This is a genomic window from Gracilibacillus dipsosauri, assembly GCF_003176895.1.
Taxonomy (GTDB): domain Bacteria; phylum Bacillota; class Bacilli; order Bacillales; family Amphibacillaceae; genus Gracilibacillus; species Gracilibacillus dipsosauri.
In genome coordinates this window covers 1-13548 of sequence record NZ_QGTD01000020.1, presented here as the reverse complement: position 1 = coordinate 13548, position 13548 = coordinate 1, and the positions used below count along the sequence as shown (strand labels likewise).

Below are 13548 nucleotides of genomic sequence, written 5' to 3'. Positions count from 1 at the left end.
CCATTATATGATACTAAATGATGCTCTATTCCTTTGGTTAGTGGTAGTAAATATCTAAGAAAGGTGTTAACTATAAATGAATATATTCCTTACATTATGTATGATGATCGTCGTAGGTGCGTTGATTGGAGGATTAACCAATTCTCTAGCAATAAAAATGCTTTTCCGACCATATGAAGCGAAATATATAGGTAAGTGGAGAATACCATTTACTCCAGGTCTTATTCCTAAAAGGCGTGATCAGTTAGCTGTACAATTGGGACAGCTTGTCGTCAACCATTTAATTACGGAGGAAAGTATTCAAGCAAAATTAAAGGAAGAACGTTTAAGGAATCAACTGATCAAGCTTTTATCTAAAGAATTCGATCAATTCTTACAAAAACAAATAACCATTGATCAATTGTTACGGCAATTCCATTTGTCAATATCGAAGCAAGATGTAGAAAAAAGAGTTGGTGAGTGGATAGTGGAACTATACCAACAAAGACTTGATCAACACCAATCTACCCAGTTGAAAGATTTTTTCAATACCGAAGCAGAAAAAGAGATAGAGGAAGTACTTGAAAAGGTTTCTACCTATTTGCACAAACGAATTGTTTCTATGCTAGAAGCACCATCAACACAGGTCAAAATAGAAAAAGTTATCAACCAGTATGCACAGTCAAAAGGTTTTTTTGGGAACATGGTTCTATCTATGTTTAGTAGTGAGGATTTATCCACAAAGGTACAAGTCTTGTTCGTTCAATATATACAGTCAGCAGATGGTTATAGATGGTTACATCAAGCAGTCCAACAGGAATGGATTAAATTAAAGGATAGTACGCTCTCTGATTATCGTCATGTTTTAGAAAGGGATTTAATAAAAAGTATGATTAACCAATTAGTTAGAAGCAATCTGCCTATTCAAAAATGGCTTCAAACCAATGCGCCTAGCCTTTTACGACCATTTGCAACTACAATAAAGCAAAAAGTAGTTCCAGATGTGGTGAATGCTATTTTTAAGAAAATGGTAAAGAATATACCAGAAGCTTTCAAGCATTTAGAAATGGAGAAAATGGTGGAAAAGCAAGTGGCAGCCTTCCCAACGGAAAGAATTGAACAAATTATCTTGTCAATTTCTAGGAAGGAATTCAAACTAATTACTTACTTAGGGGCACTCTTAGGCGGGATAATTGGACTAATTCAAGGACTTCTCTTTATCTTAGTTGGATAATGATAATAATCTCTGTTATAGTGGTAGATGCACGCAAGAAAATAGCAGCTAGTTAAGCTTAAATATTAGGAGGATTTATTTTTATGGCAACGATCCAGGATAGTGCAAAAGAGTTAGAAAAAGCGATTGAGCAAAGTGAGGAGTTCCAAGACTTAAAAGCCGCTTACGATAAAGTAATGGGAGATCCATCATCTAAACAAATGTTTGATAATTTCCGCAACACACAATTAGAGTTGCAGCAAAAGCAAATGCAAGGAATGGAAATCACAGAAGAAGAAGTAGAAAAGGCAAAGAAAGTCGTTGAACTTGTTCAACAGCATGAAGATATTTCAAAATTAATGGAGCAGGAACAACGAGTGAATGTGCTCATTAATGACATAAGTCGCATTATTACAAAGCCACTAGAAGAATTATATAGTGCAGAACAGCAATAAGAAATAGTAAAATAGGACAATACAAAAATACGAGCTCTATTCGGTGAAAGGATTCCTACTGAATAGGCTCGTCATTTTTTATATGTTAGGAATAGCACAAATTTAAGCATTAAATTATAATAAAATTGAATGCATTCTGTAAAGGAATGCGAGTTTTTCTAGGAATAAGTGAAACTTTTTCATTATTTAATCGTATCTAAAGGAGAAGGGAGTGTAGAGCATTGACATTAGAACTAAAAAATGTGACAAAACGATTTGGCTCATTTACAGCGGTGGATAATTTATCGTTGGAAATACCTGAGAACAATATATTCGGTTTCTTAGGAGCGAATGGAGCTGGAAAAACGACGACATTTCGTATGATCTTGAATTTAATCGATCAATCTGATGGCTCGATTACGTGGAATGGTGAGGAAATTAACTACAATAATAGTGACAGAATTGGCTATCTACCGGAGGAAAGAGGCTTATACCCTAAACTCAAGGTGCGTGACCAGTTAATTTATCTTGGTAAATTAAGAGGTCTATCTAAGAACGATGCTTCCAATGAGTTAAAGAAATGGTTAGATCGATTAAAAGTACCACAATATCTAGACAAAAAAGTAGAAGAGTTATCCAAGGGGAATCAACAAAAGATACAATTCATCTCAGCAGTGATACATAAACCTAAGCTATTAATTCTGGATGAACCTTTCTCAGGCCTCGATCCAGTTAATGTAGAAATGCTTAAGGAAGCAGTTGAGGAGCTTGGAAGAAGTGGTACATCAATTGTGTTTTCATCGCACAGGATGGAGCATGTTGAACAGCTTTGTGAGCATCTCTGTATGCTTCAAAAAGGAAAAACGATTTTACATGGGAATTTAAAAGAAATTAAACGTTCCTTTGGGAAGAAGAATTTATCCATTGAAGCAGATTGTGATTTAGACTTTGTTAATCAAATACCTGGTGTTCTAAAAACAACCCCATTTTCTGGAGGAATGGTTTGCCAGATCGAGAGTGAAGCAGTATCACAAGCAGTATTAGAAAAATTGATAGGTAAAGGATTTATACGAAAATTTGAGTTAGATGAACCTAGTTTAAATGATATCTTTATTGAAAAGGCGGGTGAATCCTATGAATAAATTCTGGATTGTCTTTTCTCATACGTTTATGTCTAAAATAAAGGCAAAATCCTTCATTATTACTACTGCACTTTTTCTAGCTTTTATTATTATTATGTCAAACATTCAATCAATTATGGATATATTTGATCAAGAAGAGGTCGACCAAGTGGCTGTTGTAACGGAAACGGATTCTTTTTATGAATCTTTAGATAACAGCCTACAGGCTGCTGAATCAGATATTGAAATTGTACGATATAATGGTACGCTAGAGAAAGCCCAAGAACAGGTTATAGATGGAGAGTATAGTGCAGTATTAGAAATTACCGAACAAGAACAATTACCAGCAGCTGTTTACTATACAGCGGATATGAGTAGTACTTCTATTGAATCCACTCTGAATCAAGCATTGGAACAAATTAAAACAGAAATAGCTACAAACAAGGCTGGATTAGATCCTGGAACTATTGCAACAATTTATGAACCAATGAGCTTCGAGAAAGAACCAATTGTAGCTGAGGGTGAAGAGGGAAGTGTCAAAACAGAGGAAGAATTAAGTGGTGCCAGAGGATTAGTATATGTTATTCTCTTTCTCCTTTATTTTGCCGTCATTGCATATGGCAATATGATTGCAACAGATATTGCCAATGAAAAAACTTCTCGTGTCATGGAAATATTAATATCAAGCTCCTCTCCTGTTAGCCAAATGTTTGCCAAAATTTTAGGGATCGGTAGTGTTGGATTAGTGCAAATGTTACTCTATTTAGGAGTAGGTTATATTGTCATTCAACAAAAGCAAGAAGAGCTAGTCGGTGGATTTTTTGAATTTTTCGGACTTTCCGAAACAAGTGCTTCTACATTTGTTTATGCCATTGTCTTTTTCTTGTTAGGCTATTTTCTATATGCGACATTATCAGCTATGCTCGGTTCCCTTGTAAGTAGAACAGAGGATGTCCAGCAATTGATGACTCCAGTCATATTATTAATTGTAGTCGCCTTTATGATCTCGATCTTCGGCTTATCCAATCCGAGTTCTCAGTTTGTTACCATTGCATCGTATATACCGTTTTTCTCCCCTATGGCAATGTTCTTACGTGTCGGAATGTTAAATATTCCGTTCTGGGAGGTAGGTTTAAGTATAGCTATTTTAATCATCACCATAGTTATTCTAGCTATTGTTGGTGCAAGAGTTTATCGTGGTGGTGTACTCATGTATGGAACATCAACCTCGTTAAAAGATTTCAAAAAAGCCTTACAATTATCTAAAAAAGACTAGACAAAAAAGCTATTTCGCAATTTAAAGCGGAATAGCTTTTTTAACACATTAGGAAAGTATTAAATTTTTACACAGCAGAAGTTTCGACATAACTAAAATTTTAAGGTACCACGTATAAGCAAAACTAGGCATTCACAAAAGAAGATCGAAGGCATAGCTTCTAATGAAACTTCTTGATAGAATGATCGAACGTGCATTCTGTTTCTGCCTTTGATAAACTAGTATACAGAAAGTAGGTGATCAAATGGGCAAAGGTATTTCTTTTATCCATTGTGCGGATTTACATTTAGATAGTCCATTTAAAGGATTGAGCAATTTGCCAGCACATCTTTTTGATGAAGTTAGAAATAGTACCTTTCTTGCACTAGAGAAATTAGTACAAACAGCTATCGAACGCCGGGTTGATTTTGTTCTAATGGTTGGAGATATATTTGATCAGGAAGAGCAGAGTATGAAAGCACATATCGCATTAGTTCGTGCGTTTAAAACATTACAAAACTATAATATTTCAGTCTATTTATCCTTTGGAAACCATGATTATATAAATAGTCAAACCTTTTCTCGAAATTATCCAAGTAATGTATTTGTTTTTGAAAAGGATGTAGTGGAGGCATATCATTATAGAAAGGATGAAGAAATACTTGCAACAATTTACGGTTTTAGTTATATAGAAAGAGCAGTCGATATCGATAAATCAAGAGAATTCATCAAAACAGGAAATGCTAGTTATCATATTGCAATGCTTCATGGTAGTCTCGGAGCTTCGGAATCAAAAGATCATGCAAATTATGCTCCTTTCCAATTAAGCAGACTGAAGGAGTCAGGATTTGATTATTGGGCATTAGGTCACATCCATCAGAGGGAGCACTTATCGAATCAACCACCCATTATCTACCCAGGGAATATGCAGGGTAGATCGATAAAAGAAAGGGGCATAAAAGGTTGTTACCATGTAATCTTGACCGGTGACCATTCAAGATTGGAATTCTGCCCTTTAGGTCAAATTCGTTTTGAAAGACTAGACATTGATACGACAAATTGGACAGACATTGCGGATGCAACTGAGCAATTAGTAACAGTTATTCGTCGTCATTGTAACAAATTAGGCAAGGTATTTCTTGAAATTGAATGGACGAATACGACCGAAATGTTTGAAGTATGGCAAAGGCAAGGTTTAATAACAGACATGATAGAAATTATCAATTCGACTCTTATTGATCAAGAAAATTGGGTGCAAATCATCTCAGTCAAAAGCAAACAACCTGCTAGCTTTCATGAATGGCACCATGGAGAGCAATTTTTGGAGCAATTAGTAGCTACATTTGAAGATAGTAATCATACAATGACATTGCTTTCATCGCTTTGGCAACATCCAGAGGGTCGAAAATGGTTAAAAAATCTGTCCGATCAAGAGCAAGAAGATCTGAATAAACAAGCAAAGGAGAAAGTCTATCAAATGCTCCATGAGAGGGAGGTGTGAAAAAGATGAGAATAGAGTCCGTACATATTTATGGTTTTGGAAAATGGCAAAATAAACAGTTCTATTTAAATAATTCTTCCTTGCTAGAAATAACAGGAGAAAATGAGGCTGGAAAGTCTACATTAAGACAGTTTATTTTATATATGTTGTTCGGGTTACCGAGTAAAAAGCTCGAAAAATATCTTCCAAAACAAGGAGCACAAATTGGTGGTAGAATGGTGATATCAGCTTTGTCAAGTAAGGAAGTAACGGTTGAACGTGTGCAGGGGAAAAATAAAGGAAAGGCCATTATCTACTTGGAAAATGGGAAGAGAGAAGAGGAAGCCTGGTTACTACAACACATAAGAGGTATAGATAGAGCACAATATGAAGCTATTTACTCTTTTGATTCTGCAGATCTAAGACAGATTCATCAATTGAATAATGATAGTCTAAATGATGTACTACTAGCAGTGGGAATGACAGGATCTGACAGGATCTATTATGCAGAAAAAAAACTAGAAAAAGACCGCTCAGATCTATTTAAACCATTTGGAAAAAAGCCAGCTATTAATCAAGTATTAGCAGAGTTAAGCCTGCTGAAAAAGAAGTTAAGCGTAGCGAAAGAGGAAGAAGCAACTTACAATGACAGGCTAACCAAAATTAGAGCATTAGAAGAAGAAATCGTTCAATTGGAAAAGTCAATCGAAGAAAAGCAAGCTCATCAATTACAGCTTGAGAAGATCTTATCCTATTATGCACAAATAGAAGAGTATTATTTAACGATCCAACGGCTTGATCGTTTAACGGGATTGACTGCTTTTCCTGCACACGGGTTAGAGCGGTATAAACAATTGAAGGAAGAGCTGCTCCCATACAAAAGTGAAAACCTCATGCTTCAAAGGAACATAGAAGAGATCAAGCATAAACTTGATACACTTTCTGACACCGTTTTTTCAGAAGAAGATATAGGCTTATTAAAGCAAGCAATGGAGCTATCAGATGCAATAAAGCAATGGAAAAAACAAAAGAATGAGCACGAGCAGAAAATAAAAAATATCGAAGTGGAAGTGCATACGAAACTACAATCACTTCAAATTACTTTATCAGTAGAGGAATTAGAAGCCTTAACATTACCTTTTTACTTAGAAGAATTATGGACAGACCTAAGTAAACAAAAGGATCAGCTAGAACTAGAAAATCAATATATTAGGAACGAACTTCAAGCATTGGATAAAATAATCAAGGAGTTAAAGGAAAAAAAGCAGAGCTGTCAGTCAAGCTTAGTCGATGCAGCGATTATATCAAAATATCAACAAGAGGTAGAAAAATCCAAACTAAACAGAGAACAACAGTCTCAAATAAAGCAAATGACAAACCAACAAGCAGGAAAGACAAGCTATCTACTATCGATGATGCTTTTAATTGTTGGTCTCATTATTGCAATAGGCTTAGTTTTTTGGAAAAATGAATTGCTTTGGGGAAGCCTACTAGTCATTGTGACCGCTCTACCATTTATCTATTTCCAATTAAATCGAAGAATATTTAATAAATGGATGCTTCAAATGAATCCTACCGAGACGTTCCTAACCGATGAAGACCTCACCAAAAGGGAAGAAATAATTTCCGAACAAGAAAAGGTACAACAGTTATTAGATAAAGTAGAAAGGGATTTAACAGCAAATCAAGTGGAAAAGCTAAAACTAGAAGAGAGAGCAAGCTCTATTCAAAGTCGGTATCAACAGTTACAGGAGAAAATAACTGATCAAATCGAAGCATATCCCTTTTTAGAAAATATCGTGTTAACCTACTGGCCAAAGTTATATCAACAGCTAATGCTTTTACAGGAAAGAATAATAGAGAGGTATAAGGAACAGGAAAAAAACTCCTCTTGTAGGGATCAGCTTAAGCAATTAGAAAGCAAACAAGCAGAAGCATTGAATCCTCTAAATATCGATGCTACAGAAATAGAGGAAAAACTAACGGCAGAAGAGATGAAAAGAAAAGAATATTTACAATTACGAAATCACTATCAACAATTAGTCGATGAACAAAATCATTGTATCGACAGACAGCAACCTTATTTGGAGGAAATTTCTCTTTTATTCCAAGCAGCTAATACGAAGGATGAGCATGAATTTATTGAAAAAGGAGAAAGAACACATGAGAAACGAGAAATAGAAAAAAAGGCTAGCCAATTATTCGATAGTCTTACTGTTTGGATGGACGTAACAGAAATCAAAAAAATTAGAGCAGGGGAATATGATGATGAAGTTCTGCTTAAGAAACAATTAACGAAAATAAGCAAGGAAATAGACGATGTAAAAGAGAAATGGAAACAAAAAAGTCAGCAGCTAAGTGATCAACGGGCAGCACTAGAAATGCTAGAAGTTAGAGAAGAAGTGTCACTATTAAAGCATCAAATTGCCTTAAAAAAAGAGAAATTAGAAAAGCTAGCAGGAGAATGGGCCATTGATCAAATTGCCTTAGAAAGATTACTACAAGCCAAAAATCGTTACTACGAAATTTATGTGCCAAAGGTTTTTCAGCATGCAAGTAATTATTTCTCCAGGCTAACATTAGGAAGATACCAACAGCTTGTACTACTAGAAGAGAGTAATTGGATTCAAGTAGAGGATCGTGAGGGATTTTTCTATACTGTAGATGAATTATCACAAGGGACAAAAGACCAATTATATATTGCCATTCGGCTAGCCTTGAGTAATGTGATGGCAAAGGATTTATCGTTACCTTTTTTAATAGACGATGGTTTTGTCCACTTCGATCAATACAGAAAGGAGTCCATTTTAGAAATATTACAAGAATTAAGTGAGGACCACCAAATATTATACTTCACTACTGAGGTTTCCAGTGGCAGTATGATAAAAATAAATTAGAGAATAAAAGCTCCATTCCAGAAGGAAGGAGCTTTTTTTATGATTGGTTTACAGAGAATCTGGTCTTTCATCCTGTTCATTCACATGGATTGCTCTAACAGGAACTGCTACTTTGACTCCTTCTTCTTCTAATATTTCTAGAATGAGAAGGTTGGTCTCCTCGTGAATTCGTAAATATTCTCCCCAATTTGTCGTTTTCGTGAAGAAGTATAGCATAATATCCATACTACTCTCGCCAAAATCAGTAAATCTGGCAAATATAGTTTCCTTATGAATTTCCTCGTGGTTCTCAAGCAGGCTTCGAATTTTTTTCGTCACTGCTTCTATTTTTTCCTTAGGGGTGCCATACTCTAATCTTAAATGGAAACTAATTTGCCTTTTGCCCATTTTACTCCAGTTCGTAATGGGTTCATTGGATAAAGTGGAATTTGGAATGGTGATTAGGGCATCGGCAAATGTTCGGATAATCGTACTTCTGAAATTAATATCCTCAACAACCCCTTCGACACTTGGTGTTTGAACCCAATCCCCTATCGAAAAAGGTTTTTCGGTTATGATGACAATTCCACCAAATAAGTTTTTGATCACCTCTTGAGCAGCTAGAGCAAATGCTAATCCACCAAGACCAAGTCCAGCAACAAATGTACTGACCTCATAATCGAACTCTTCAGCAATCACACTAATACTGATGAGGATGATGATCACTCGAACCGTCTTAGATAAAAATGGGATGAGAATCTGATCGATTTCGATTGCTGAGTTATTACTAATTTTCATAAATAATATGGAAGTTTTGGAGGATAAGTTAAACAGTCCCCAAGTAATAAGTAAAATATAGCCAGCTCTAAGTAAATCACCAAATAATTCATTTCTATGATTAAAAAACGGAAAATAGATGGCTGCAATATAAAGACCAATTAGAATAAACACCCATCTTAATGGTCGTTCAAATGCCTCTAATACTTGATTGAGGAAATCTGATTTCGTTTTTTTGAAGAGCTTTACAAGTAGGTAGAATACATACTTTGTAAACAGCTTGCGTAATACTAGGAAGAAAAGGATAATCCCAATCGAAATGGCGATTTGAATCCAATCTTCGAGACTAATCTTTTCCCATAATCTCCAGTTCATTTTTCTAATAAACTCCTTTATTCATAGATGTAACTTACTTCTGATCAAATGTTTCTGTATTTTCATAACGGCTGTCTAAATAATCTACTATGTGAATAATATAGCCTTCTAGATTTAGAGGTTTTCGGACAGCACTACCCCATTCTGGTAAGCCGTGATGACACAAAATACAGTGTGACATTAAATGAATTTCTTCCATGCTTATCGATATCTTCTTTTCCTCGATAATTTTTGTTAATAGAAGTACACCATAAGGAATATGTCCAATCAATACACCTAATGGATCCATGGTGATCCCAGCTTGCTTACGCGTATCGTTTTCAGCAAAATGTGCAGTTGGGTATAAATAACGAAAAATATCTAATGATTTTCCGGCATAGTCGTATTCCATTAGTTTACCAATATCATGGAAAAGAATACTTGTTATCAAGGCATCGTAATGCACATCATCAAACTTATGTGCTGTCATTCCTTGTAGCATATGGTATAAATGGTCGATCGTATCCTTCCAGACAAAGGAGGAGACTTGGTCGTCTGATTTTAATGAGTCCCAGATTTCCAATTTATATTGTGTTTCAATTTTGTTAATTAGTTTCATGACTGCTTTAAAAGGATTTTCCTCTTGTAGCACGATATATCGGCAAAATCGCATTAACCCAACCGTATGTTTTAATAGACCACCGAGATAATTATGATGATGCCCTTTAGCAGCTGGGCTCAGTCGAAAGGCATCCCATAATTGTTCCATTGCTTGTATCGAAATTTGCTGAAAAGGTTCTTTTAATTCATATAAATAGGCGAATAATTCCAATCGGAGCTGCGATAAATCCTGCTTCGTGTATGCTAGCAATTGAAATGGATCGATTTGATCCTGACAAGGTGCTAAGCTATTAATGGTGAGACTCTTATAACCATTGAACTCATCTACCTGTGCATGAATATCAAAAATAGCTTCCTTTTCTAGTAATGGTATTGTATTCAGTACAGCACCATTATTATCCCACATTTTAGCAGGAATATTTCCAGCTTGATTACTGAAGGTGATCTTGAGAAAGGATTTTTTTGTCTTTGTTTGTCTTATTTCAAACTCATTCAGTAATACTCTAGTTGTTATCGTTGTACCCTTTTTTGATTGGTTTAAATCGAAACTAGCCGTTTCTTCAGGGAGTGGTGGTAGTGAGAATGTGGAAGTAATATGTGCTGCTAATTCATCGCTTACCTCATATTGAATGGGAATCATATCATAAAAATAGGTGAGTTGAGTCATGATAACACTCCTTATATAGAAAACTCGAAGATTACCGAGCCGAGTTAAATTTCGATGCTTAGAAAAACCCTATCTCTTCGTGTGGAGAGATAGGGCGAAAAGATAAATTATTCAGCTGAAGATTCATCTCCGTCATTTGCATTAGACTCTTTCTCAGCGTCAGAATTTGATTCTGTTTCTTCCTCTGCAGAATCACTGTTGGATTCTGTTCCTTCCTCTGATTCAGCACCTTCTCCAGATTCTGCATCCGTTCCAGACTCTGTTCCTCCTGATTCAGCAGGTGCTTCTTCTTTCTTGAATAGATCTTTAAACTCATCGAGTTTAACATCCACTTTAGCATTATCAATTAGGCTTTGAAGTTTTTCTTGACCTGCCGTTTGATCTACTTTAGATAGCGCAATTTCTTGGCGAATTTGATCTTTGATATCTTCTAATGGTTCAAGTTCTTCTTCACTTTCTACATGATCAGTTACTTTAATGACATGCCATCCATGAGAAGATTGTACTGGCTCACTAATTTCATCAATTTCTAAATTGTAAGCAGCATCTTCAAATTCTGGTACCATTTCCCCTGGTCCGAACTCTCCAAGTTCACCACCATTAGCGGCACTTGCTGTATCTGTTGAGTATTCCTCTGCTAAGGCAGCGAAATCTTCCCCGGCATCTAATTTCTCAATAACCTCATTCGCTGTTTTCTCATCTGCAACAAGAATATGACTTGCCACTAGCTTTGTACCCATACGATCATAACGTTGTTGAATCTCTTCATCGGTTACTTCCACATCTTCGGTCACAGCTTTTTGTTGAAGTAGGCTAACACGGATATCCTCCCGTAATGCATCTTCATCTGCATAACCACTACCACTTAAAGCTGTTTCCCATTGATCGCCATATTGTTCTTTCATTTGGTCGATTTGTGCATCAATTTCTTCATCAGAAACTTCATATTTATCATTTAAGATCGTTTCAAGCACTAGTTGCTGAAGAACTTGCTCTCCACTGTTTGCCTTTAATTCTTCATAGAATTGCTCTTTTGTCACTTCACCTGAATCTGTTTCTACCACTGTTTCGGGATCTGAGGAACAGGCAGAAAGGGTTAATACACTAGCTGCTAGAGTTGCTGTTATTGCTAACTTTTTCATAATACATACACTCCTACTGTTTTCTAAGACTATTTTTTCGTTCTTGCAATAATATAACATACTTTTTATAAAAATAAATAGAGAAAAAGAAGATTACTCTATTTTTACATATTTTAATATTATTATGTATAGATTACTTCCACATAGGATGAAATAAGCAGGATGGTAATTAGAATATTGATCGTTCGAAATACGTTTGGCTGTTTCTCTTTCGCCATATCGGTTTGTAGACATAACCTATATGTTAAAGAATTAAAAATAAATAATACAAATACAGAAAATACTATAAATACAAAAATCATGCATTTACCTCCTTCTCTCATGTTACTACTTTATCAAAAAATTGTATATTTGAACAGTATGTCCTTTAGGTAAAATAGAAATAATACAAGGATAAAAATCCTTGTATTATTTCTGAATTAGTATATCATAGCCTCGATCATCATTTGCAATCACACAGTGTCTCGGTGCACGCCATAATCTATTGACGTAAACAAAATCAACATAGGAGAGGCTCAAATTAATGGCACCAAATAAGATAAAATATGGATAATAGCCAGAAGAAAGGTATCCCATGATAACACAAGGAATGGTAATAAAGATTGTCGGTGCTAATAGACCAATTAATAAGACAGGCTTTGATGTCTTAGTATTGCTACAAACCTCAAAATATGGAAGTACCTTCAGTTTTAAAGACCATTTTAATTTCAGATGTTTATTTGCGCATTTTAGAGGTACAATATGCAAGAATTTGTGTAATAATGGTAGTATAGCTAATCCAACAATCAATGGGAATAGTCCATATTCTCGAATCGACGTATTTTCATGTATAAAATTAAAAGGCAAATATAATAATATAAAGGATAAGAAACCGAATAATAACGAAAGGATCATACTACGATAAAACCCTAATTGCTTAGTAACATTTATGGAATCCCAACAATTCAATTGGATCACCTCTTTCTTACATAGGATGATTGGGTTTTTATTTTCATTTTAAAAAAGCACCTCATGAATATAGTATGTTTCATAAGAAAAATCAATAGGTTTTACGAAAAAATTACGAAAGAATTTTTGAGTGAAATTGCCTGCAAAAATTTAGAATAGAACAATGGTTTTTGGAAAGGTGGTAGGAAACGTGTCAAAAATGGAGGCAGAATTGAAAAAACAACAATTTCAACTTTATTTATTGCGCTCTATAAGCAAATTAAATGACCATCCTTTTACCCAAATGTTATTTGAAAATGAAGTAACAGAATATGAATATCAAGAAACCCTAGATCTTTTAAAACGATTAGAGGGTCAATTTGAGGAATGGATAGAGGAAGGCTACCTTCATTTTGAACCATTACTCGTCCAATTCGTTGGAGCACTTTGTGAGAAATTGGAGCCGGAAAAAACGATGATTGCACTCAGAGATGAGGGAATGTATAAAAAAATGATGAACCAGTTTATTAAGCTTCATTTTAAGTATAAGAAGAATGATTATGTCATGTAGAATTACGAAGAAAAGCAATACCCGTTCAAATAAAAAAATGGCTCCTGTCATTATATTGATATGCTCCCCCTAAAGTAGACACTTAAAAAAGTAAAACTACTTTAGGGGGATTTTTATGCGTTTAAATAGTA

12 protein-coding genes are annotated in these 13548 nt (G+C 35.1%); 7 read left to right on the top strand and 5 right to left on the bottom strand.

Annotated features, from left to right (window positions below; translation table 11 throughout):
* The first annotated feature begins 76 nt into the window (after positions 1 to 76).
* The 6 genes from DLJ74_RS18030 to DLJ74_RS18005 all read left to right on the top strand — a co-directional run bounded on the left by DLJ74_RS18030 (position 77) and on the right by DLJ74_RS18005 (position 8379).
* Positions 77 to 1213 (top strand): DUF445 domain-containing protein, encoded by a 1137-nt coding sequence (locus DLJ74_RS18030; RefSeq protein WP_054861347.1) that lies wholly within the window; start codon positions 77 to 79, stop codon positions 1211 to 1213.
* An 83-nt stretch (positions 1214 to 1296) separates the two neighbouring features.
* On the top strand, positions 1297 to 1647 hold the full coding sequence (locus DLJ74_RS18025) for a YlbF/YmcA family competence regulator (RefSeq protein WP_054788495.1): 351 nt from the start codon (positions 1297 to 1299) through the stop codon (positions 1645 to 1647).
* 221 nt (positions 1648 to 1868) lie between these two features.
* Complete coding sequence (locus DLJ74_RS18020) at positions 1869 to 2768, top strand: ABC transporter ATP-binding protein (RefSeq protein ID WP_109985517.1); 900 nt, start codon at positions 1869 to 1871, stop codon at positions 2766 to 2768.
* A complete protein-coding gene (locus DLJ74_RS18015; RefSeq protein ID WP_054861345.1) occupies positions 2761 to 4023 on the top strand; it encodes an ABC transporter permease in 1263 nt (420 codons plus the stop codon). Before DLJ74_RS18020 ends, DLJ74_RS18015 begins: the two co-directional genes overlap by 8 nt.
* A 244-nt stretch (positions 4024 to 4267) precedes the next feature.
* A complete protein-coding gene (locus DLJ74_RS18010) occupies positions 4268 to 5503 on the top strand; it encodes a metallophosphoesterase family protein (protein WP_054861344.1) in 1236 nt (411 codons plus the stop codon).
* Between the two features lie 5 nt (positions 5504 to 5508).
* The gene (locus tag DLJ74_RS18005) at positions 5509 to 8379 is read left to right on the top strand and encodes an ATP-binding protein (RefSeq protein ID WP_109985516.1); all 2871 of its coding nucleotides are present in this window, start codon (positions 5509 to 5511) and stop codon (positions 8377 to 8379) included.
* A gap of 48 nt (positions 8380 to 8427) precedes the next feature.
* Here the strand turns inward: DLJ74_RS18005 and DLJ74_RS18000 are convergent, their stop codons facing one another.
* The 5 genes from DLJ74_RS18000 to DLJ74_RS17980 all read right to left on the bottom strand — a co-directional run bounded on the left by DLJ74_RS18000 (position 8428) and on the right by DLJ74_RS17980 (position 12876).
* Entirely contained in the window at positions 8428 to 9510 is a 1083-nt protein-coding gene (locus DLJ74_RS18000; RefSeq protein ID WP_109985515.1) for a mechanosensitive ion channel family protein, read from the bottom strand.
* 34 nt (positions 9511 to 9544) lie between these two features.
* A complete protein-coding gene (locus DLJ74_RS17995) occupies positions 9545 to 10777 on the bottom strand; it encodes a hypothetical protein (RefSeq protein ID WP_054861339.1) in 1233 nt (410 codons plus the stop codon).
* A gap of 107 nt (positions 10778 to 10884) precedes the next feature.
* Positions 10885 to 11919, bottom strand: coding sequence for a peptidylprolyl isomerase (locus DLJ74_RS17990; RefSeq protein ID WP_109985514.1), 1035 nt, complete (start codon positions 11917 to 11919; stop codon positions 10885 to 10887).
* A 122-nt stretch (positions 11920 to 12041) separates the two neighbouring features.
* Positions 12042 to 12221, bottom strand: a complete 180-nt coding sequence (locus DLJ74_RS17985; protein WP_054788841.1) for a hypothetical protein — start codon at positions 12219 to 12221, stop codon at positions 12042 to 12044.
* Positions 12222 to 12327: 106 nt separating this feature from the next.
* Positions 12328 to 12876 carry a DUF3267 domain-containing protein gene (locus tag DLJ74_RS17980; protein WP_245902386.1) on the bottom strand — a complete coding sequence of 183 codons (549 nt, stop codon included), beginning with the start codon at positions 12874 to 12876 and terminating at the stop codon, positions 12328 to 12330.
* Positions 12877 to 13066: 190 nt separating this feature from the next.
* Between DLJ74_RS17980 and DLJ74_RS17975 the strand changes: the two genes are divergently transcribed.
* Positions 13067 to 13417 (top strand): DUF1878 family protein, encoded by a 351-nt coding sequence (locus DLJ74_RS17975; protein WP_245902390.1) that lies wholly within the window; start codon positions 13067 to 13069, stop codon positions 13415 to 13417.
* Positions 13418 to 13548 lie beyond the last annotated feature (131 nt).